Origin of the sequence: Saccharopolyspora hattusasensis (assembly GCF_050972075.1) — a bacterium.
Classification (GTDB): Bacteria; Actinomycetota; Actinomycetes; order Mycobacteriales; family Pseudonocardiaceae; genus Saccharopolyspora; species Saccharopolyspora hattusasensis.
Genome location: NZ_JBPCDC010000001.1, coordinates 935,119 through 955,468, shown reverse-complemented (window position 1 = coordinate 955,468; position 20,350 = coordinate 935,119). Strand labels below are relative to the sequence as shown.

The following is a 20,350-nucleotide window of genomic DNA, read 5'->3' as shown; positions in this document are numbered from 1 at the left end:
GTGCCAGTGCTATGCCGGCCCGCAGTGGCCGTTCCCGAGCACATCGTCACTTTGGACGAAACCCTCGATCTGGCACGCCGCATGTACCGAGACCACCCGCAGCTGCCATTGGCGCTGCGACTGATCGAGAACACCGGCGTGCGCAAACGGCATATCATCCGGCCGATCGAGGAGACACTCCGGCACCCGGGATTCGAAACCAGGAACTCGATCTACGCCGAAGAAGCGAAGTCCCGAGTGCCCGCTGTGGTCCACCGAGCCCTCGGCAACGCTGGGCTCGACGCTGGCGACATCGACCTGATCATCTACGTGAGCTGCACCGGGTTCACGATGCCGTCCATGACCGCGTGGATGATCAACTCACTGGGATTCCGTCCGGATACCAGGCAACTGCCGATCGCACAACTGGGATGCGCCGCGGGCGCCGCGGCGATCAACCGCGCGCACGATTTCTGTGCCGCCCAACCGGCAGCGAACGCACTAATCGTCGCGTGCGAGTTCTGCTCGTTGTGCTACCAGCCCACCGACGACAGCCTCGGCGACATACTCTGTGACGGATTGTTCGCTGACGCCGTCGGAGCCGCGGTCGTGCGCGGGAAGGCGGTGAGGGCATACGGCTGGAACGCAACGCAGCACACCTGATACCGGATACCGAGGACTGGATTTCCTACTCGGTCAGGAGTACCGGTTTTCACTTCCGGTTGGACCGACGTGTGCCCACGACCATGGAGCCTGTGGCGCCTGCCCTTCGTGGACTGGCGGAGAGTCACGGCTGGAACGTCTCGGATCTCGACTTCTACATCATGCACGCTGGTGGCCCTCGCATCCTTGAGGACCTCCAGCGCCTGCTGCAGGTGCCGAAGACCTCGTTCCGGCACAGCTGGGCCACCCCTGACCGAGTACGGGAACATCGCCAGCGTCGTCGTCCTCGACGCGCTGCGACGCCTGTTCGACGAGGGCTCCCTGCCCGACGCCGCCCGCGGCATGATCGCCGCGTTCGGCCCGGGAATCACCGCCGAAATGTCCGTCGGCACCTGGCAGTCGCGCACCTGGACGCCGGTACCCGCAGGTGGCCTAACTGGGCAGACACCCACTGCGGGAGAGCGGCATCGAAGCCTGGTGGATTGATCGGACCATCTGGGCCATCTGGGCCGCCTGTCGCCGCCGACGACGGCAGGCGGCTCCACAGCGTCTTTACATCGGAATCGAGTCCAGGCCTGCACTTGATCGGCACCGACGGATGGTCGAACGCATTATCGCCGCCCTGTTCGTGGCCGGACCGCGCTGGTGACCCCTCTCGACGCGAGTACGTCTGACGTCCTCCGCACCGGTCACGGTCACAGTCGGCAGCCGCAAGCTCAGCGTGATCGACTCGAACACCACCCGCTAGGACTCAAGCACATCCGCAGCTTTGTGTGACCTCCACGGCGAGGAGGCGCGGTCCCGGAACGACAGTACACCGCCACGCGGGACGAGTTTGGAAACCGTCTCTATAGCAACGAAAAAGAACCGGACGGCGCACACTCACGGGATCTGTTCAGCAGAGCGGCTCAGGACTTGGCGGGGCCGTAGGTCAGGTGCACAACCCCGTTCCGGAACGCTTCCTGCGCGGCCAGGGCCAGCGGGATGCGCTGCGTGCCCTCCGGGAACAGCTTCGCCCCCGAGCCCAGGACGACCGGGTAGACCAGCAGGTGCAGTTCGTCGATCAGGCCGTCGGCCAGCAGCGCGCGCACCAGGGTGCCGCTGCCGCTGATGTAGATGCCGTCGGTCTCCTCTTTCAGCTTGCGGATCGCCTGAGGGGCGTAGGCCCCGAGCACCGTTGAGTTCTGCCACTCGTCGGCGGAGGTCAGGGTGGACGACACCACGTGCTTCGGGGAGTTGTTGAAGAACGGCGCGCCCGGGTCGTCCTCGGCGGTGCGGCCGGACCAGGCCGGGGCGAACATCTCGTAGGTGGTGCGTCCCAACAGGATCGCCGAGCTGGATTCCGTCAGGTGGCCGATCGACTCGCCCATCTCGTCGGTGAAGCCGTATTCGGCGGTCCAGCTCGGGTTCTCGAACACGCCGTCGAGGCTGACGAACTCCTGAACGCGGATCTTGCCCATCGGTGGATCTCCTGTCTCGTTGACGACGCGCGGGTCCGGGCCAAGCGCTCCTCGCCCGGTACCGATCCCGCGGCCGATACTGACTGAAGCAGATACGCGAACTCATCGGTATCCGGCGAAGTTCCCGCGCGGAGTGCACGAGGTCACTCGGGTGCTGACGACGGCCGTCGACCCAAAATCCGCTCGGTTGAGTGGCAAGACCTTGCCACGCTGGGGGAATGAGCTCCGCTGGCGGCGTTGGACGCCGCGACTGCGGGGTTGCGGGCCCCGGGCGCGCTGCCCAGGTCTGGCGAATGCGGTAGTACTCGGCGTGTCGCCGGATTCGCAGGGAGAAAGCGCATGACAGCCGCGGACGTGCCCTTCTCGATGTATCCACGGACCACCGTCGTGCGCATCCGAGATCTGATGCGACGATGCGCGATCACCCACGACCACGCCGAACGGGCCGCCCTGCTGGAGAGGCTCGCCGCCGAATTGGACCGGGCCGCGCGAGACCTGCTCGACAATTGCCCGACCGAGGAGTGCAGCCGACGTGAGCTGGCGGCGGGCCTGCGCGGGCAGGCCGGCATGGTCCGGTTCTTCGCCGCCCTCGAACGTCGTGATCGCGCCAGGCAGGCCTTCGATCCCGCGCATCCGCGGGTGCGCTACCCGTGACGCCGATCGAAGAGCCGGCGGGACGGAGTCAGCAGAAACCGCGCGGCGGCCAGAACGGTCCGGACCGGATCACCCGGCTCGGCGCACCGGGCTCATCCGGCGCGGGGAGCGCGCGAAGCGCGTCGATGGCGGCGGTCAACGAGCCCGCGGATTGCCAGACGACCCCTCCGCGCGTGCCCGGCGAGTCGACGCGCAGCCGAACCGCGAGGGCCTCTCCGCGATCGACGATCCACAGCGCATCGCTGTACTCCGGCCAGTTCAGCACACCGACGAGCCACTCCGGGCGCCCGGCCGTGTCGGTCAGGTACCAGAAGGTCCACAGGGCGTGCGATAGCGCGATTAGGACAGCGAGCTCCGGGTAGAGCTGCAGGGCCTCGTCGATGCTGGTCACGGATGGGCATCTTTCGTGACGTTCGGGCGTGTGGGTAGCAGATCCGATGGCGCGTCGCCACCTGCCGCCCTTATGGGGGATACGCCGGAGTTCTTGATCGGCATCGGGGGCGGGGATCCTCGCGACCTGATCTACCACCATTGGCGCTAAGCCGTGCGGTAGCCGTGGGCGTCGGTGCGCAGGGCGGCCAGCTCCGTGGTTTCCGCCTGTGGCGGCCGGATTTCGACGTCCTTCGACTCTAGGAAAGGGGTGCGGATGGCACGCGCGGGGCTGAACGCCGAACGCCTGATCCGGGCTGCGGCGGAACTGGCCGACGAGGCCGGCTTCGAGAACGTGACCGTCTCGGCGCTCGCGCGCCGATTCGGCGTCACGGACGCGAGCCTGTAACGCCCTCGTCGCCTTCGCCAATGCCTACCGGGATTACGCCAACGAGCACCCGGGGAGGTTCGCGGCGGCGCAGATCGAGCTCGATGCGGAGACGGCGGCCGCCAATGCGGCGCGTCGGCACTCGGAGATGACGCGGGCGATCCTGCGCGGCTACGACCTGTCGGAGCCCGACCAGACGGATGCCGTGCGGCTGCTGGGCAGCGTCATCCACGGGTACGTGAGTTTGGAGGCGGCGGGCGGGTTCCGCCACCACCCGCGCGAGGCGGACATCTCCTGGTCCAGGGCCTTGGATGCCCTCGACGCCGTCCTCCGGAACTGGCCGCCCGCTTCGTGATTGCGCGTGGAATTCCGTGTGCGCGCACCCGAGTTCGGTGGACCGGGTCAGCGCGGCGTCGGCGAGTGCCGTTGCGCCGTGGGGAAATCCGGTCTGCGTCGAGCCGCAGCAGCCGCCGAGCAGGTCGAGCCCGAAGTCAGCGTGACTTGCGGGGTTCCGTCCGTCGGGGGCGACGACGTGGCGTGCGTCGGCGCGGCTCGGCGCGGCTCGGCGTTGCCGGACTTACGGGAGTACTGTTCACCGTCGCCGTCTGCGGCAGTGGCGCGATCAGGCCGGTCGCGGCGGATATCGCGCAAAGCATGCACACATGCACGCATCACTATATATCGAGGACCCCCTGCTGGCCGAGCGCCTGTGGGCTGCGATCGAACCGTCCAGTGGTTGCACCACTACTCTCCGTACTACAAAGAGTGACTGTCTCCACAGGTTACGGTTTGATCTCATTCGAATGGGGTAGCTTGCAACGGCATGAAATCCCCGAATTATCGACGCTCCGTAACTGTCCTGACTGCTTTCTTGATCGGTGTCGGAACCGCCGCCGCATGGGCCCCCGCAGCGGGCGCGGCTCCCTCGGTCGAGGACCAGGTCGTCAGCCTCGTGAACGGGAAGCGCGCCGACGCCGGCTGCAAGTCCGTTTCGGTGGACTCCCGGCTCTCCTCGTCGGCCAAGGTCCATAGTGCCGACATGGCCAAACGCGCCTACCTCGATCACACCACCCCCGACGGTGTGACCTTCTCGCAGCGCATCTCGAAGGCCGGCTACCCGTCGCCGGGCGCAGAGAACATCGCCATGGGCTACCAGACCGCACAACAGGTCATGGACGGCTGGATGAAGTCCGACGGCCACAAGGCCAACATCCTCAACTGCTCCAACAAGACCATCGGCGTCGCCGTCGACACCAATGGCTACTACTGGACGCAGGACTTCGGACGCTGAGCCGCCCGGCGGCTGCCCGGCATCGGCATACTGGCCGCTGATGATGTTGTCGCCAGTGGAGAAGCAGGCGGCAGCGCTTCGTATGCCTTCGGCATGAGGTGGGAGATCGTCCCACCTCCTTTCCCACCTCGACTCCACGCCCGTGAGCGTTTTTTGGTGCTATGGCACCCAAAATCACTCACGGCCAGGTGGCGACCTTCGCCGCGGCGGCGCGTAGGGTCGGTAGCGGAAAGTCGCGGCCGACGAACCGGTCACGCGGCTGCTGGAAGAACTCAACGACCCGGACATCGCCCGCCACATCGCAGCCGAACGGACGATGCTGCACATGCTCCGGGGGCACCGCAACAGCCCCATAGCCGGACAACCCACACCACCGCTGACGGGAAACTCAGCCTGTTCGGCATGGTCTTCAACCGCGACGGCTCCCAATGGGTCCGCTCCCACGGCTGGAGCCCCCTCGACGACCCGGCCAGCCTGGGCGCATGGGTCGCTGGAGACCTCCTCCGGCGGGGCGCGCGAAGGCTGATCATCGCAACCCGGAAATGAGCCGAACAGCACCGGCGCACCCCGGCGGACCCCGGGCACAGCACGCGGTCTCATCCAGGACCACGACGGCCGATGGCTGATCGTCCGCCCGGTCGACGACCAGCGATGGCACCTACCGGGCGGACTGATCGAACAAAACGCGCCACCCACCGCAGCATGCGGACGAGAAGTCCGCGAAGAACTCGGACTCGACCTCACCGGCCCGCTCTACGCGGTCGGGTGGAACCCGCCGAAACGCTCCGGAAGCCGCTCAGACGGACACCCAGGGGCGGAGTACGTATGGATGCCAAATGCTCAGATGATCACACCAGATGCTGTGGCAGGCTAACCGCTTAAGCGTCTACCAGCACCCAAGATGCGTAGCCTCACCAGAACTACAGGAGTTACATCTTGGCGTGAGCTACCGCTGCGATCTTGAACCGGTCACTGTCGCCTCCCGGAAGGACGCTGCCTGATCGGGCTGCGCCAGGTCGACGGGGAAGAGGGCACAGCCCTCCCTTGCAGGCGGAGACCACTCGCCAACGAACAAGCGGGGCAGACCAAGGGCCAGAGTCCGTGCTGGCTTCTACTGCTTCCGGATCAAAGGTGCGCCTTGCGGGCGGAGGTCTCCAGCGTTCGGCTGAGGGCGTGGGCCTCGTGCAGGAGGAGGGCGCCGAGTTCGGGTTGCCGCTCTGGGCGGAAGCGGGGCTCGATTCCGGTCAGCGTCAGGGCCCACGCGGGTTGGCCCGCGCGGTCGAACACCGCCGCCGCCATGCCCCAGCTCCCCTCGACCACCAGACCGGGGTTTACGGAGTAGCCGTCGCGCCGGGTGCGGGCGATGCGGGCGTGCACTTCCTCGGGGGCGTGCGTCTGGCCCCATCGGCTGATCAAGTCGGTCCGCTCCAGGTAGGCGTCGATCTCAGCGTCGTCAAGGAAGGCGAGGATGACCAGGCCGGCGGAGACGACTCCGAGCGGGAACCGGGCGCCCTCGTAGAGCACGAAGGACCGGATCGGGAAGTCGCCGTCCTCGCGGAGCAGGCACACCGTTTCCTCTCCTCGCAGTGCCGAGAAGAACGCGCTTTCACCGGTCTTGGCCGCCAGCCGGTGCACGCTCGCGCGGGCGTGGTGCGTCACGTCGTAGCGGGTGCCGGCCGTCTGCCCCAGCAGGTACAGCTCGGGGCCCAGGAACCACCGGCCCGTGCGCCGGTCGCGGTCGACGAACCCCTCATCCGCCAGGGAGCTGAGCAGGCGGTGCACGGTCGGCCGGGGGAGGTCGGTGGCCCGGGCGAGATCGCTGGTGGCCGCCCCCGCCTCGTTGGCGGCGGACAGCGCCCGGAGCACCGAGCCGACCCGGCCGATCAAATGGGCGTTGGGGCTAGCGCTCATGCCTCCACCCTAGCGTCCACTGAGTGAACGCCGAGGTCGATCAACGGTCACCCGACGAGCGATTCGGCAGTGGTTCGTCCCTGTTTGTTGCGGTGAACACGAGGTTGCTCCTTTACTGCTGCTGTTCATGCAGCGGACCGATGAAGGGGTGATGAGTTGTCAAAGCTGCGCTCGAGTGCGGCGGAGGCACTGGCCGAGGTGCTCGAAGACGGGATGACGATCGCCGTCGGCGGCTTCGGCCTGTGCGGGATCCCGAGCGACCTCATCGAGGTCGTCCGTGACAGCGGGGTCACCGGTTTGACGGTGGTCTCCAACAACATGGGTGTCGATGGCAAGGGACTCGGGCTGCTGCTCGAGAACCGCCAGGTGGCCAAGGTGATCGCGTCCTACGTGGGTGAGAACAAGCTGTTCGCGCAGCAGTACCTGGACAAGGCGCTGGTCGTGGAGTTCGCGCCGCAGGGGACGCTGTCCGAGCGGTTGCGGGCCGGCGGCGCGGGAATCGCGGCATTCTACACCCGCGCGGGCGTCGGAACCCCGGTAGCCGACGGCAAGCCATTGGCGGAGTTCGACGGGCAGACCTACGTCCAGGAACGGGGGATCGTCGCTGACGTGGCGCTCGTGCACGCCCACACCGCGGACCCGGCCGGCAACCTCGTCTACCGGGCGAGCGCGCGGAACTTCAACCCGGTCATCGCGACCAGCGGGAAGGTGACGGTGGTCGAGGCCGAGCACCTGAGTGAGGAGTACCTCGACCCGGAACGAGTCATCACCCCGGGCATCTACGTCGACCGCCTGGTCCTCGCCCGGCCCCGCATCAAGGACATCGAGAAGCGCACGGTGCGGCCCCGCGTCCCCGCCCTGGCCGATTAGGAGCAACCCATGACCTGGACTCGCGACGAGATGGCGGCGATCGCCGCCGCCGAACTCCGCGACGGCGACTACGTCAACCTCGGGATCGGCATCCCGACGCTGGTCGCCAACCACATCCCGGACGGCGTGCAGGTGACGCTGCAGAGCGAGAACGGCATCCTGGGCCTGGGGCCCTTCCCCTTCGAGGGAGAGGAAGACGCCGACCTCATCAACGCCGGGAAGCAGACCGTCACGGTCAATCCCGGAGCGAGCTACTTCGATTCGGCGGAGTCGTTCGCGATGATGCGCGGCGGGCACATCGACATCGCCATCCTGGGCGCCCTCCAGGTGAGCGAAGGCGGCGATCTGGCGAACTGGACGATCCCTGGTGCCCTGGTGAAGGGCATGGGCGGTGCGATGGACCTGGTCGTCGGTGCCCGCAAGATCGTCGTGCTCACCGATCACGTGGCCAAGGACGGCACCCCGAAGATCGTCGGGCGGTGCACGCTGCCGCTGACCGGTGCCGGCGTGGTCGACCGGATCGTCACGGACCTGGCGGTGCTCGACGTGACGGCGGAGGGGCTGCGCCTGGTCTCGCTCGCCCCCGGCGTCCCCGAGAGCGAGGTCCGCGACAAGACCGGGGCCCCGATCCTGGAACCGGTTGCGACGCGGTGATGCTCACGAGCACCGACGCCGGTCTCGTCGGTGACCCGGGCGTCAATCCCGGTCAGACGTAGCAGCTTTCGGACGCGACGGACCGATTTTGGGAGTGGACCAATGGAAAGAGCACGAACGACCGGTAGTTCTGTGATCGTGGCGGGTGCGCGGACCCCGATGGGGCGGTTGCTCGGCTCGCTCAAGGACTTCTCTGGTGCGCAGCTGGGTGGGGTCGCGATCAGGGCGGCGTTGGAGCGGGCTGGGGTGGGTCCGGATCAGGTCGGGTACACGATCATGGGTCAGGTGCTGACCGCTGGTGCGGGGCAGATCCCGGCGCGGCAGGCGGCGGTGGCCGCGGGTATCCCGATGGATGTGCCGGCGTTGACGATCAACAAGGTGTGTCTGTCGGGGTTGGATGCGATCGCGTTGGCTGATCAGCTGATCCGGGCGGGTGAGTTCGAGATCGTGGTGGCCGGTGGTCAGGAGTCGATGACGCAGGCGCCGCATCTGCTGACCGGGTCGCGGGAGGGTTTCAAGTACGGCGACGTGCAGATGCTCGACCACCTGGCCCACGACGGCCTGTTTTGCGCGTTTGACCAGGTCGCGATGGGTTTGTCGACCGAGAAGTACAACGCTGGGTATGGCGTGAGCAGGCAGGAGCAGGACGCTTTCGCGGCTCGTTCGCACCAGCGTGCCGCTGCGGCGGTGGAGCGGGGTGTGTTCGCGGAGGAGATCGCCCCGGTCGAGGTGCCGCGCCGTAAGGGTGATCCGGTGGTGGTGGATGCCGATGAGGGTATTCGTGGTGACACCACGGTTGAGACGTTGGCGAAGTTGCGTCCGGCTTTCGCTGCGGATGGCACGATCACGGCGGGTTCGGCGTCGCAGATTTCCGATGGTGCGGCGGCGGTCGTGGTGATGAGCAAGGCCAGGGCCGAGGAGCTGGGGTTGAGCTGGTTGGCCGAGATCGGCGCGCATGGTGTGGTGGCGGGTCCGGATGCGAGTTTGCATGAGCAGCCGTCGAATGCGATCAGGGCCGCGTGTGTCAAGGAGGGGGTCGACGCCGCGGGTCTGGATCTGGTGGAGATCAACGAGGCGTTCGCGGCGGTGGGGATCGTGTCCGCTCGTGCGTTGGGTGTGGGTGAGGACAGGGTCAACGTCAACGGTGGTGCGATCGCGTTGGGGCATCCGATCGGCATGTCGGGTGCGCGGTTGGCGTTGCATCTGGCGTTGGAGCTCAAGCGTCGTGGTGGTGGCACCGGTGCGGCGGCGTTGTGCGGCGGCGGAGGCCAGGGCGATGCCCTGATCCTCCGGGTCCCCAAGGCATGACACCTCGTGAGCGCGCAACCGGGCTCCAACCCGGTTGCGCGCTCACGAACCGGAATCGCTTGCCGTCGCGCGGGTTCGTGCCGATCGTCGGTGAACGCGGCCGCACCGATCAAGGCGCTGCAGCGAGCGGTCAGGGCAGCATCCGTTCCAGGACCATTCGCTGGCTGGACAGGACGTGCTGCTGCGCGACCGCGGCGGCCCGGTCGGCGTCGCCGGCGGCGATCGCGGACTGGAGCTGCTCGTGCTCCGTGCAGACCCGCTCGGGTTCGAGGTTCATCCGGAACAGCCACGCCAGCCGGCCATGCAGCGGTTCCAGGATCGACGCCATCAGATCGTTGCCCGCGAGCGAGACCAGCTTGTCGTGGAAGGACGCGTTGGAGCTGGACATCGTGTCGACGTCGCCGGCTTCGTGAGCCTCCCGCGCCCGGCGGGCCAGATCGGCCAGCTGCGCCAGGCGCGCGGCGTAGACCTCGAGGGCCTCGCGCACCTCGAACAGCTCCTTGGCTTGCTGGCGGTCCAGCCCGCGGACGAACACACCACGCCGGCGCGGCAGCACGTCGACGAAGCCTTCGCTCTGCAGCATCCGGATGGCCTCGCGCACCGGAACCCGGGAGATCCCGAGTTCGGCGGCGAGGTCCTGCTCGAAGATCCGGTCACCGGGGCGCAGCCGACCGTCGGCGATGCGGGCCTGCAACTCCTCGCGCACCTGGTCGCGCAGGGGAACGCGGACATCCGCGGCTTGCTCACCGGTGACCGACACGGATCCTCCTCCTAGGTCGCTGGCCCCCAGCCTATGCGAGGAAGGCTCAGCTGCCGCGCTTCATCGCACGAGTTCCCGACCAGAGGCCGGCCACGGCGATCGCTGCGGCCGCGATGATCCCCTGCGGCACCGACGGGTCCAGGAGCTGGCCGGAGAACAGCGCCCGCCCGGCTTCGGCGAGGTGCGGGACCGGGTTTTCGGTTGGGATTTCAGGATTTTTCGGCTTCGCGGAGGCTTCGGCCGGTGAGCGCGAGGACGACGTCGTCCAAGGTGGGGCGTGCGGGTTTGGCCGGAATAGCAGCGTCGTGCGGTGCTCCGTGCACGGCCGCGTCGAAGAAATCCGAGTGTAAACCCGAGGTTCACAATGATACTGTGAACCAAAGGTTCACAAGGAGGTTGGACATGTCGGCGGAAGAGGCCGAGCGGCTGGTTCGCCAGTTGGCGGTAGCGGTACCGGTGGAGGCGATCGATCCGGGCCCGAAGGGCAGCGACGTCGGCGACGAGCAGGATCGCCGGGTGGCCGCGCTCGGCAGGCTGGGGGCCGCGCTGGAGGTGGAGGAGTTGATGTCCGAGGCGGCGTGGCGGCAGACCGCCTCGGCTGCGGAGGAGACGGTGTGGCTGGGCGCGAGCCTCGCGGACCTGAGCGCGATCACCGGCCGGTCGCGGCAGGCGGCCCGCAAGCGGTGGCCGGAGCTGGGCGGCATCTACCGCCGCCGCAAGTGGCTCGGCAACCACGTCGACGACATCGCCTACATGGCCGGGCAGCTGGCATCCCGCGCCGACGACCTGGTGCCCAGCGGAGATCACGACACGTTCATGAAGCTGATCCGGCAACTGCGCGAGGGCCTGCGGCGGTGCGAGGCGGACTTCGCCCCGGAGGCCCAGGAACCCACCGACCCGGCGGCCCGCTGGCGGGCCCTCGACGACCTGGTGAACGTGACGATGCGCGAAATCATCGAGATGGCGGGGAAACCGGCAACCCCGGAGGCCGACTTCGCCCTCCACGGAGCCCGCGGCACCCTCACCTACTACGACCACGCCACCGCCGAATCCGCAGAGGCGTGATGGACCGTGAACGTTTTTGGGCGCCAACCGGGCGGTTTGGAAGGTGCTGGAGCCTGTTGCGTTTTAGGCGAAAAAGGCTGAACACGAAGTACCAAATCGTCGGACGGGTTTCTGGCGCGCCTGGGAATCTGGGAACCCCGAGAAGGCGTTGCCCTGCCTTTTGCAGGGGAATGGTGCGTTTGCCGGTTGTTTGTTGTAGGCACAAAAGTTTTGATGGGTAGCGGATCCCGTGATCGAGATCCCCGTTCCTCGGGGGCGCTCACTGGAAGGTTAAGGACCGTCGGGAGGAACACTTGACAACCAGGTTGACACGCCGCCGCATCGCCGCCGCTGCCCTTTCCGCGGGGCTGGCCATCGTCGGATTCGCTGTCCCCTCCGCTTCGGCCGACGTGCCGCCGCCGGAGGCGGGCTGGAAGCTGACCTTCAGCGACGACTTCACCGGGGCCGCCGGCACGGGGCCGTCATCCGAGTGGATCATCGACGCGGGGACCTCCTACCCCGGCGGGCCGCCCAACTGGGGCACCGGGGAGATCCAGACCTACACCTCCGACCCGGCCAACCTCGCCCACGACGGCGACGGGAACCTGAAGATCACGCCGCTACGCGACGTCGCAGGGAACTGGACCTCGGCGCGGATCGAAACAAAGCGGGCCGACTTCAAAGCAGCTGAGGGCGGCGTCCTCCGCATCGAGGCACGCCTCCAGGTTCCCAGCGTCACCGGCGAGGCGGCGCTCGGCTACTGGCCCGCGTTCTGGGCGCTGGGGTCGCCGTACCGCGGCAACTACCAGAACTGGCCCGGCATCGGCGAGTTCGACGTGATGGAGAACGTCAACGGCAAGGACGAGACGCATGGCGTCCTGCACTGCGATGTCGCCCCCGGCGGGTCGTGCAACGAGATGACCGGTCTCGGCGGCAGCCGCCCCTGCCCCGACGTGGCCTGCCAGGCCGGATTCCACACCTACCGCGTCGAGTGGGACCGGGCCGGTCCCACCGAGGAACTGCGCTGGTACGTCGATGGCCAGCAGTTCCACTCGGTGCGCGAGTCCCAGATCAGCCCGAAGGCCTGGCAGAACATGACCTCGCACGAGGGATACTTCCTGCTGCTCAACGTGGCGATGGGGGGAGGGTTCCCGAACGGCGACTCGGGTACGACGACTCCCAACCCGGCCACCGAACCCGGCCACCCGATGCTGGTCGACTACGTGGCCGTCTACAACCGCTGATCGAAGACCTGGAGGCCGACGCCGTCGCCAGGGGTCGGCCTTCAGACGTCGCCGGTGACGGCGGATTCGGCGTCGAGCTGTCCCGCTGCTGGGCTCGGGTCCAGGCTCGTGCCGACCGGACGATCGAGGAATCGCGCTGGGGATCGATCACGGCAGGTCGAGGTCGACGACCACCGGGGCGTGGTCGGAGATGCCCTTGCCCTTGCGGGCTTCGCGGTCCACGTAGGAATCGGTGACCGCACCGGTGAACTGCTCGTTGCCGTAGACCAGGTCGATGCGCATGCCCTGGTTGTTCGGGAAGCGCAGCGCCCGGTAGTCCCAGTAGGTGAACGGGATGTCGTACTTCAGCGCCCGCGGGTAGACCTCGGCGAGGCCGGTTTCCGCAAGCGCGGCAAGCGCTTTGCGCTCGTCCTCCGTGACGTGGGTGCTGTCGGCGAAGGCGGCGACGTCCCAGACGTCGGCGTCGGTCGGGGCGATGTTGAAGTCGCCGAGCACGGCGAACGGCCGGGCGGCGGCCATCTCCTCGATGGCGGTGGCGCGCAGCGCGTCGAGCCACCGCAGCTTGTAGACGTAGTGCGGGTGGCCGACTTCGCGGCCGTTGGGGACGTATACGGACCACACCCGGACGCCGCCGCAGGTCGCGCCGATCGCCCGGGGCTCCTGGGTCTCGAACATCGCGCCGTCGGCCTGGAAGCCCGGCTCGTCGAGCAGCCCGTGGCGTACCTCGTCGATGCCGACCCGGGACAGCACGGCCACGCCGTTCCAGCGGCCGGTGCCGTGCGCGGCGACCTCGTAGCCGAGCTCGCCGACCTCGTCGAAGGGGAAGGCGTCGGCGGCGCACTTGAGCTCCTGCACGCACAGCACGTCCGGCTCAGCGGTGCTCAGCCAGTCGAGCAGCTTGGGCAACCGAGCACCGACGGAGTTGACGTTCCAGGAAGCGATCCGCATAACCCGAACCCTGTCACACCACCCGTCAACTAGGTGAGGCGCACCCATCGGGCGCGCGGCTGGGAGGTGACTCGGCCGATCCGCGATTGCCGGCGTGACCGCCGCGGTCGCGATCGACCGGCGCGCCAGATGTGTAGTTGTGGCAATTGGCCAGATGAGGTGATGGATGTCGCCGGGGGAGAGCGCCATGGCCGGTGCGGGTGGTGGAACCTCGGGAGATCCCCGACATCAGGAACGCGGATTCGCGGATCGCCGGGGAAGAGCCGAAGCCCACGCCGGAAGCGGTCACCGCGCGGTGATTCCTGCTGCGGGCACGGGAGCCTGGTCAGTGGAAGATGGCTTGCTCGCCCGCGTACTGGTAGCGCCACACGCCGTCCGCGCGGCGGTCTTGCCGGTCGTAGCGGGCGCACGGTGCCTCGCCGTCGCAGGGCGCCGGGAAGGTGAACTGCCCGATCGGTAAGTCCGTCTCCGGGGCGGGGATGATGAACGAGCGGCCGTCTTCAGGGCCGCCGATCAGTTCGGCGTGCACGTGCTGCTGCATGGTTCGTCTCCCTGGGGTTGGCGCACCGCCTGTCGGTTTCTCGTCCCATGGGAACAAAATCGGCTGCGCCCGGTACCAGACTTCACCCGATCGTCTCAACGCGACCACCCCACTCCGCGCACAATGGCATCAAGCCGGGCCGACGTGCGCCGCGTGGGCACTTTGGCAGACCGAGGTCGCGTTCGGCGATGATGTTGCGCTGGATCTGGTTTGGTGCCGCGGGCGATCCGGCGCCCGCTGCTCTCCAGGAAGGCGCGTCGGAAATCGTCGACCCGGTAGCCGTCGCCGCCCGGGCGGACCAGGCCGGTGGCGTCGGCACGTTCTTGCTGGTGCCCAAGATCGTCGAACTCGCCGGCGATGTCCCGTGAGTGTTTTTGGGCGCTGTGGCACCCTAAAACACTCACGGGTCTCGGTGCTGGCGGAGGTGCTGGCGGAGGCGCTGGCGAACCTGCTCACCGAGGCCGGGAACGTGCTGTCCGGACCCCGCTGACGGCACACCCGCCACCGAACGACCCCGGGAGCGCCCCTCGGGGGCTTTCCGAGCCGGTTCCGGGTAGCGCGGTGAGTGCGGTGGTCGGCCTCGGGGTTCGAAGCGAACGGACTGTTCGCCTCGGTAGGCGGCACGAACTGTCCGTTCGCCTCACCCGCCTCCTGCCGGCCTGCCCGGTAACTGAACGACCGGGTGCCGGTGCCGGTTAAACCCGGCCGTGCGCCGGGTACGCCGACGGCATGTCTGGGAAGAAGCTGGCTACCTACCATCGCAAACGCGCTCTCGAACGTTCTGGGGAACCCTCCGGCGGCGAGCCGGGCGACGAGCCGCGGTTCGTGGTGCAGAAGCACGACGCGTCGAGCCTGCACTACGACTTCCGGCTGGAAGTTGACGGCGTGCTCAAGTCGTGGGCGGTGCCCAAGGGGCCGTCGCTGGACCCACGCGAGAAACGGCTGGCCACCCCGACCGAGGACCACCCGCTCGACTACGTCGAGTTCGAGGGCGGGATCCCGGAGGGCTACGGCGCGGGCACGGTCGTCGTCTGGGACACCGGAACGTACCGCAACGACACCGAGCGGGGTGGCGAACCGGTCGCCATGGCAGACGGGCTCTCCGCCGGGCACGTCAAGGTCTGGCTGGACGGCGAGAAGCTGCGCGGGGCTTTCGCCCTGTCCCGCACCGACTTCCGCGGCCGCGAGCAGTGGTTGCTGGTGAAGGTGGACGACGAGGGCGCCGACCGGCGGCGCAACCCGGTCAGCACGCAGCCCCAATCAGTGCTGACCGGTCGGACCAACGACGAGCTGCGGTGATCGCCCGTGGCTGCGCAGCTCGAGGTCGAGGGGCGGCGGATCGAGCTGTCCAACCCGGAGAAGGTCCTGTACCCCGATGACGGCTACCGGAAGCAGGACGTGGTCGAGTATTTCCGGTCGGTGGCGGCGGTGATGGTCGCGCACACGCGCGGCAAACCGCTGACGCTGCGCCGCTTCCCAGACGGCATCGGCTCCGGCGGGTTCTTCCAGAAGGAGGCGTCGAACCACTTCCCGGAATGGGTGCGCGTGGCGTCCGTGCCGCAGCGAGGCGGCCAGGGCGTGGTGCACCACGCCGTCGTCGACGACGCGGCGACGCTCCTCTACCTGGCAAACCAGGCGTGCCTGGAGTTCCACGCCGGATTGTCCACAGTGGATGATCTGGATCGGCCGATCCTCGCGGTGCTGGACCTGGACCCGCCGGAGGGAACGGACCTGGCCGAACTCCGCGACGTGGTGCGATTGGTGTGCGAGCGGTTCCGGGGCGCCGGGCTGTCGCCGCACGTGCAGGCGACCGGCGGCAAGGGATTTCACGTCGCCGCCCCGCTGCGCGGCGAACGGGGATTCGACGAGGTTCGGGCGGCCATCCGGGAGCTAGCCGATGCAATGGCGGGCGATGAGCCGGACCGGCTCACCGTCGAGCAGCGCAAGGACAAGCGTGGCGACCGGATCTTCCTGGACACCAACCGCAACGCCTACGGCCAGACGATGATCGCGCCCTACTCGCTGCGCGCCCGCGCGGGAGCCCCGGCCGCGACCCCGCTCGACCTCGACGAGCTCGGCCGCGTGGCACCGCAGTCCTACGGCCTGGCGAACATGGCGCGGCGGCTGGCACAGAAGGACGACCCCTGGGCGGGGCTGGAAGATGCGCGATCCGGGAGCGACTTTCCGCATCCCGGCAACCAGGATTAGCCGGAAATGGGTGTGTGGTCAAGGTCGGCGCCGCAAGGCAGCGGCTCGGCAGCGACTCGGCAGCGACTCGGCAGTGTGGATGTTGTCACGCTCGCCGAACGGTGACTGGCATGTCGTAGCCGCAGCAGGGAACCGAGGTGCCGCGCGAAGAACCGAAGCCGACGACATTGCAGGACGCGGAGAGCGTCGACGCGGACGAGCTCGGCGGAGACCTGTGGAGCGGGTGTCGAGCTCGTCCGAGCACTGCGCTACGACGGCCTCGACGAGACCACCGACGAGCGAGCCGCGGCGGAAGAAGAGCTCTGAAGCGGCGTGCGTGACGCGGCAGCCTCCCGGGTAAGCCTGATAACAGGTTGGAGGGGAGGGCACCGTGGAAGCCGAAATCACCCTCGTCGTGGACGGGATCGAGCACCGCCTCACGGTCGACACGCGGACGACCGTGCTCGACGCCCTGCGGGAGCGGTTGGGGATCATGAGCCCTAAGAAGGGCTGCGACCACGGCCAGTGCGGCGCGTGCACCCTGCTGCTGGGGGACCGTAGGGTCGACAGCTGCCTGATGCTGGCGGTCGCCTTCGACGGCGCGGAGTTCCGCACCGCGGACGGCCTGGCCGGGGCGGATCTACACCCGGTGCAGCGGGCTTTCATCGAGCACGACGCGTTCCAATGTGGATATTGCACGCCCGGCCAGGTGGTGTCGGCCGTCGGCGTGTTGTGCGAGATGCACGACGGTGAGCCGAGCGCGGTCACCGCGGACGGTGCCGGGCTCGACGACGAGATCCGCGAGCGGATGAGCGGAAACCTCTGCCGCTGCGGCGCGTACGCCAACATCATCCCCGCCATCGCGGAGGTGGCGCAGCGATGAAGCCGTTCCGTTACCAGCTCGCCCCCGACGTCGGTACCGCGGTGAGCACCCTCGCCGCGACGCCCAACGCGGCGTTCCTGGCGGGCGGCACGAACCTGGTCGATCTGATGAAGCTGGAGGTCGAGCAGCCGGACGTGCTGGTCGACGTCCGGCAGCTGACCTCCGACCGGGTCGAGCAGCACCCCGAGTTCGTGCGCATCGGCGCCGCGGTCACCAACAGCACCCTGGCGGCCGATCCGGTGATCCGCGAGCGCTTCCCGATGTTGTCGCAGGCGGTGCTGGAGGGCGCTTCCGGGCAGCTGCGCAACCTCGCGACGGCCGGCGGGAACCTGTTGCAGCGCACCAGATGCGCGTACTTCCAGGACGTCACGACGCCCTGCAACAAACGGGATCCCGGGACGGGCTGCTCGGCGAGGGACGGCTTCCATCGCGAGCACGCGATCCTCGGCGCCTCCGACTTGTGCGCCGCCACGCACCCGTCCGACATGGCGGTGGCGATGGTCGCGCTCGATGCGGTGGTCAACACCCAGGGGCCGCACGGGCAGCGGGCGATTCCGCTGGTCGGGCTGCATCGGCTGCCCGGGGACGAGCCCGAGCGGGACACGGTCCTGGAGCACGGTGAGCTGATCACCTCCATCGACATCCCGTCGCTGGACTTCGCGGCGAACTCCCGGTACCGCAAGGCCCGCGACCGCGCTTCCTACGCGTTCGCCCTGGTATCGGTGGCCGCTGCGCTGGACGCCGTCGACGGCGAGGTGCGCGATGTCCGGCTGGCGTTGGGCGGGGTCGCGCACAAGCCGTGGCGGGCGACGCGGGCCGAGGCGGTGCTGCGCGGCGCCGCCGCGACGGAGGAGGAGTTCCGTGAGGCAGCCGCTGCGGAGCTCGCCGACGCCCGCCCGCTTCCCGGCAACGAGTTCAAGATCCAGTTGGCGCGCAACATGATTGTGGCAGTCCTCATTGAGCTCCTGGAGGTGCGGCGATGACCGTCACGACCCCCTTGATCGGTGCGCCGATCGACCGCATCGAGGGTGCCGAGAAGGTCCGGGGCGCAGCCCTGTACGCCGCCGAGCACCCGGTCGACCAGCCGGTGTACGTGTTCCCGCTGCAGTCCGAAATCGCGCTTGGCCGCATCACCGGCATCGAAACCACGGAGGCGATGGCCGAACAGGGCGTGGTGGGCGTGCTGACCCACGAGAACGCGCCGCGGCTGGCCTCGACGCAGGACGCCGAACTGGCGATCCTGCAGTCGCCCGAGGTCGCCTTCCGCGGGCAGTTCATCGGCGGCGTGCTGGCCGAGACCGCGGAAGCCGCCCGGCGCGCGGCGAGCCTGGTGCGGCCGAGCTACGAACCGCGCGAGCACGACGTCTCGTTCCACGCCGCCCGCGCCGACCTGGTCAAACCCGACGAGGTCAACGGCGGCTTCCAGACCGACACCACCGACGGTGACGTGGACGGCGCCCTCGCCTCGGCGGCAGTGATCCTCGACGCCACCTACACCACGCCGCAGGAGCACAACAACCCGCTGGAGCCACACGCCACCATCGCGATCTGGTCCGACAACGAGCTCACCCTCTACGACTCCACGCAGGGTGTGCACTGGGTGCGCGACTCCATCGCGGCACTGTTCGGCATGGATCCGCAACGGATCCACGTGGTCTGCCCGCACACCGGCGGCGGCTTCGGTTCGAAGGGGCTGCCGCACGCACACGTGGTCCTGGCCGCGATGGCCGCGCAGCTCGTCGCCCCGCGCCCGGCGAAGCTCGTGCTGACCCGGCAGCAGATGTTCTCGGTGGTCGGCTACCGCACCGGCACCATCCAGCGGATCCGCATGGGCAGCGAGGCGTCCGGCCGGCTGACCGCGATCAGCCACGACGTGGTCGAGCAGACCTCCCGGATCAAGGAGTTCGCCGAGCAGACCGCCGTGCCGACCCGCGTCATGTACGCCGCGCCGAACCGCCGCACCACGCACCGGCTCGTCGAGCTCGACGTCCCGGTGCCGTCGTGGATGCGCGCGCCCGGCGAAGCCCCGGGCATGTTCGGCCTGGAGGTCGCGATGGACGAGATGGCGATCGCCTGCGGCCTGGACCCCGTCGAGTTCCGCATCCGAAACGAACCGGAGACCGACCCCGAAACGGGGCGGCCGTTCTCCAGCCGGAACCTGGTCGCCTGCCTGCGCGAGGGCGCCCAGCGGTTCGGTTGGGCGGCGCGAGACCCGGCGCCGCGCGCGCACCGCGACGGGCCCTGGCTGGTCGGCACCGGGGTGGCCGCCTCGACGTATCCGGTGTTCAGCATGCCGGGCTCGCGGGCCACCATCCAGGCCCGGCCGGACGGCCGGTACCGGGTCCACATCGGGGCCGCCGACATCGGCACCGGGGCGTGGACCGCGCTCACCCAGATAGCTGCGGACGCGCTGGGGGTCGAGATGTCCGAGGTGGTGCTGAGCATCGGCGACACCGATCTGCCGTACGCCTCCGGTGCCGGCGGCTCGACCGGGATCCTGTGCTGGGGCTCGGCGATCGTGGACGCGGCCCGCCGGCTGCGCGCGGAGCTGCCCAACAGCAGCCCGATCCCCGACGAGGGCGTCGAGGTCACCGGGGCTATCCCGGACAACCCGTACGCTGGGCAGATGTCGATGCACAGCTTCGGCGCGCAGTTCGCCGAGGTCCGGGTGCACACCAGCACCGGGGAGGTGCGGGTGCCGCGGCTGCTGGGGATATTCGCGGTCGGCCGGATGATCAACGCCAAGACCGGGCGGTCGCAGCTGATCGGCGGGATGACCATGGGGCTGTCCATGGCGCTGCACGAGCGCAGCGTCGTAGACCCCCGGTTCGGCCATGTGGTCAACCACGACTTCGCCGGGTACCACATCCCGGCCAACGCCGACATCGGCAGCATCGAGGCGGACTGGATCGACGAGCACGACCCGTACGTGAATCCGATGGGGGCAAAGGGGATCGGCGAGCTCGGCATCGTGGGCACGGCGGCGGCGATAGCCAACGCGGCGCACCACGCAACCGGAATCCGGGTCCGGGACCTGCCCATCACCCTGGACAGGTTCCTGACCTGACCCTGTTGTAGCGGCCGTTTCCAGGCCCGTCCTGCGTGGCGGTGCGGGTAGCGCAACCTCAGAGCCTGATGGTGAATGGTCTGGGTGGGTGGTCGCTTAGCAGAACCTGAGAGACATCCGGACTGCGGG

General features: G+C 68.6%; 24 protein-coding genes and 2 pseudogenes. 19 read left to right on the top strand and 7 right to left on the bottom strand.

The window, feature by feature from the left end:
• The 3 genes and pseudogenes from ACRXBZ_RS04540 (at window position 1) to ACRXBZ_RS04530 (ending at window position 1,128) form a co-directional block, all read left to right on the top strand.
• Complete coding sequence (locus tag ACRXBZ_RS04540) at window positions 1-642, top strand: hypothetical protein (protein ID WP_433877931.1); 642 nt, start codon at window positions 1-3, stop codon at window positions 640-642.
• Window positions 612-821: pseudogene (locus ACRXBZ_RS04535) on the top strand (type III polyketide synthase); the annotation flags it as partial. The gene ACRXBZ_RS04540 and the pseudogene ACRXBZ_RS04535, both read left to right, overlap by 31 nt.
• 7 nt (window positions 822-828) lie before the next feature.
• On the top strand, window positions 829-1,128 hold the full coding sequence (locus ACRXBZ_RS04530) for a hypothetical protein (RefSeq protein ID WP_433877930.1): 300 nt from the start codon (window positions 829-831) through the stop codon (window positions 1,126-1,128).
• A 422-nt stretch (window positions 1,129-1,550) separates the two neighbouring features.
• Here the strand turns inward: ACRXBZ_RS04530 and ACRXBZ_RS04525 are convergent, their stop codons facing one another.
• Window positions 1,551-2,102, bottom strand: coding sequence for a dihydrofolate reductase family protein (locus ACRXBZ_RS04525; protein WP_433877929.1), 552 nt, complete (start codon window positions 2,100-2,102; stop codon window positions 1,551-1,553).
• A gap of 339 nt (window positions 2,103-2,441) precedes the next feature.
• Here ACRXBZ_RS04525 and ACRXBZ_RS04520 point away from each other — a divergent pair, with 339 nt between their 5' ends.
• Complete coding sequence (locus tag ACRXBZ_RS04520) at window positions 2,442-2,756, top strand: hypothetical protein (RefSeq protein ID WP_433877928.1); 315 nt, start codon at window positions 2,442-2,444, stop codon at window positions 2,754-2,756.
• Between the two features lie 28 nt (window positions 2,757-2,784).
• Here ACRXBZ_RS04520 and ACRXBZ_RS04515 read toward each other — a convergent pair whose 3' ends face one another.
• Entirely contained in the window at window positions 2,785-3,147 is a 363-nt protein-coding gene (locus ACRXBZ_RS04515) for a hypothetical protein (RefSeq protein WP_433877927.1), read from the bottom strand.
• Window positions 3,148-3,402: 255 nt separating this feature from the next.
• On the opposite strand from ACRXBZ_RS04515, the pseudogene ACRXBZ_RS04510 reads away from it, so the two are divergent.
• Both ACRXBZ_RS04510 and ACRXBZ_RS04505 read left to right on the top strand, forming a co-directional pair.
• Window positions 3,403-3,868: pseudogene (locus ACRXBZ_RS04510) on the top strand (TetR/AcrR family transcriptional regulator).
• A 516-nt stretch (window positions 3,869-4,384) separates the two neighbouring features.
• Window positions 4,385-4,804: a CAP domain-containing protein gene (locus ACRXBZ_RS04505; RefSeq protein WP_433877926.1), complete on the top strand. Its 420-nt coding sequence runs from the start codon at window positions 4,385-4,387 to the stop codon at window positions 4,802-4,804.
• Window positions 4,805-4,982: 178 nt separating this feature from the next.
• Here ACRXBZ_RS04505 and ACRXBZ_RS04500 read toward each other — a convergent pair whose 3' ends face one another.
• Window positions 4,983-5,168 (bottom strand): hypothetical protein, encoded by a 186-nt coding sequence (locus ACRXBZ_RS04500; protein WP_433877925.1) that lies wholly within the window; start codon window positions 5,166-5,168, stop codon window positions 4,983-4,985.
• A 234-nt stretch (window positions 5,169-5,402) separates the two neighbouring features.
• On the opposite strand from ACRXBZ_RS04500, the gene ACRXBZ_RS04495 reads away from it, so the two are divergent.
• A complete protein-coding gene (locus tag ACRXBZ_RS04495) occupies window positions 5,403-5,678 on the top strand; it encodes an NUDIX domain-containing protein (RefSeq protein WP_433883797.1) in 276 nt (91 codons plus the stop codon).
• Between the two features lie 251 nt (window positions 5,679-5,929).
• On the opposite strand, the gene ACRXBZ_RS04490 is transcribed toward ACRXBZ_RS04495, so the two are convergent.
• Window positions 5,930-6,715 (bottom strand): IclR family transcriptional regulator, encoded by a 786-nt coding sequence (locus ACRXBZ_RS04490; RefSeq protein ID WP_433877924.1) that lies wholly within the window; start codon window positions 6,713-6,715, stop codon window positions 5,930-5,932.
• A gap of 156 nt (window positions 6,716-6,871) precedes the next feature.
• On the opposite strand from ACRXBZ_RS04490, the gene ACRXBZ_RS04485 reads away from it, so the two are divergent.
• The 3 genes from ACRXBZ_RS04485 to ACRXBZ_RS04475 all read left to right on the top strand — a co-directional run bounded on the left by ACRXBZ_RS04485 (window position 6,872) and on the right by ACRXBZ_RS04475 (window position 9,547).
• Window positions 6,872-7,585: a CoA transferase subunit A gene (locus ACRXBZ_RS04485; protein ID WP_168589560.1), complete on the top strand. Its 714-nt coding sequence runs from the start codon at window positions 6,872-6,874 to the stop codon at window positions 7,583-7,585.
• A 9-nt stretch (window positions 7,586-7,594) separates the two neighbouring features.
• On the top strand, window positions 7,595-8,239 hold the full coding sequence (locus tag ACRXBZ_RS04480; RefSeq protein WP_433877923.1) for a 3-oxoacid CoA-transferase subunit B: 645 nt from the start codon (window positions 7,595-7,597) through the stop codon (window positions 8,237-8,239).
• A gap of 102 nt (window positions 8,240-8,341) precedes the next feature.
• Entirely contained in the window at window positions 8,342-9,547 is a 1,206-nt protein-coding gene (locus ACRXBZ_RS04475) for an acetyl-CoA C-acetyltransferase (RefSeq protein ID WP_433877922.1), read from the top strand.
• A 130-nt stretch (window positions 9,548-9,677) separates the two neighbouring features.
• Here the strand turns inward: ACRXBZ_RS04475 and ACRXBZ_RS04470 are convergent, their stop codons facing one another.
• Complete coding sequence (locus ACRXBZ_RS04470) at window positions 9,678-10,307, bottom strand: GntR family transcriptional regulator (protein ID WP_433877921.1); 630 nt, start codon at window positions 10,305-10,307, stop codon at window positions 9,678-9,680.
• 402 nt (window positions 10,308-10,709) lie between these two features.
• On the opposite strand from ACRXBZ_RS04470, the gene ACRXBZ_RS04465 reads away from it, so the two are divergent.
• Window positions 10,710-11,372: a hypothetical protein gene (locus ACRXBZ_RS04465; RefSeq protein WP_433877920.1), complete on the top strand. Its 663-nt coding sequence runs from the start codon at window positions 10,710-10,712 to the stop codon at window positions 11,370-11,372.
• A gap of 293 nt (window positions 11,373-11,665) precedes the next feature.
• The gene (locus ACRXBZ_RS04460; RefSeq protein WP_433877919.1) at window positions 11,666-12,595 is read left to right on the top strand and encodes a glycoside hydrolase family 16 protein; all 930 of its coding nucleotides are present in this window, start codon (window positions 11,666-11,668) and stop codon (window positions 12,593-12,595) included.
• Window positions 12,596-12,742: 147 nt separating this feature from the next.
• Here the strand turns inward: ACRXBZ_RS04460 and ACRXBZ_RS04455 are convergent, their stop codons facing one another.
• Both ACRXBZ_RS04455 and ACRXBZ_RS04450 read right to left on the bottom strand, forming a co-directional pair.
• The gene (locus ACRXBZ_RS04455) at window positions 12,743-13,543 is read right to left on the bottom strand and encodes an exodeoxyribonuclease III (protein ID WP_433877918.1); all 801 of its coding nucleotides are present in this window, start codon (window positions 13,541-13,543) and stop codon (window positions 12,743-12,745) included.
• Window positions 13,544-13,868: 325 nt separating this feature from the next.
• The gene (locus ACRXBZ_RS04450) at window positions 13,869-14,084 is read right to left on the bottom strand and encodes a DUF8847 domain-containing protein (RefSeq protein WP_168589554.1); all 216 of its coding nucleotides are present in this window, start codon (window positions 14,082-14,084) and stop codon (window positions 13,869-13,871) included.
• Between the two features lie 191 nt (window positions 14,085-14,275).
• Here ACRXBZ_RS04450 and ACRXBZ_RS04445 point away from each other — a divergent pair, with 191 nt between their 5' ends.
• The 7 genes from ACRXBZ_RS04445 to ACRXBZ_RS04415 all read left to right on the top strand — a co-directional run bounded on the left by ACRXBZ_RS04445 (window position 14,276) and on the right by ACRXBZ_RS04415 (window position 20,221).
• Window positions 14,276-14,452: a hypothetical protein gene (locus ACRXBZ_RS04445; protein ID WP_433877917.1), complete on the top strand. Its 177-nt coding sequence runs from the start codon at window positions 14,276-14,278 to the stop codon at window positions 14,450-14,452.
• Entirely contained in the window at window positions 14,449-14,574 is a 126-nt protein-coding gene (locus ACRXBZ_RS04440) for a hypothetical protein (protein ID WP_433877916.1), read from the top strand. Before ACRXBZ_RS04445 ends, ACRXBZ_RS04440 begins: the two co-directional genes overlap by 4 nt.
• Before the next feature lie 239 nt (window positions 14,575-14,813).
• Window positions 14,814-15,383, top strand: coding sequence for a DNA polymerase ligase N-terminal domain-containing protein (locus tag ACRXBZ_RS04435; protein WP_433877915.1), 570 nt, complete (start codon window positions 14,814-14,816; stop codon window positions 15,381-15,383).
• Between the two features lie 6 nt (window positions 15,384-15,389).
• A complete protein-coding gene (ligD, locus tag ACRXBZ_RS04430; RefSeq protein WP_433877914.1) occupies window positions 15,390-16,292 on the top strand; it encodes a non-homologous end-joining DNA ligase in 903 nt (300 codons plus the stop codon).
• A gap of 370 nt (window positions 16,293-16,662) precedes the next feature.
• The gene (locus ACRXBZ_RS04425; RefSeq protein ID WP_433877913.1) at window positions 16,663-17,154 is read left to right on the top strand and encodes a 2Fe-2S iron-sulfur cluster-binding protein; all 492 of its coding nucleotides are present in this window, start codon (window positions 16,663-16,665) and stop codon (window positions 17,152-17,154) included.
• Complete coding sequence (locus ACRXBZ_RS04420; RefSeq protein WP_433877912.1) at window positions 17,151-18,137, top strand: FAD binding domain-containing protein; 987 nt, start codon at window positions 17,151-17,153, stop codon at window positions 18,135-18,137. Before ACRXBZ_RS04425 ends, ACRXBZ_RS04420 begins: the two co-directional genes overlap by 4 nt.
• Window positions 18,134-20,221, top strand: coding sequence for a xanthine dehydrogenase family protein molybdopterin-binding subunit (locus ACRXBZ_RS04415; RefSeq protein ID WP_433877911.1), 2,088 nt, complete (start codon window positions 18,134-18,136; stop codon window positions 20,219-20,221). The genes ACRXBZ_RS04420 and ACRXBZ_RS04415 overlap by 4 nt, the downstream gene beginning before the upstream one ends.
• Window positions 20,222-20,350 lie beyond the last annotated feature (129 nt).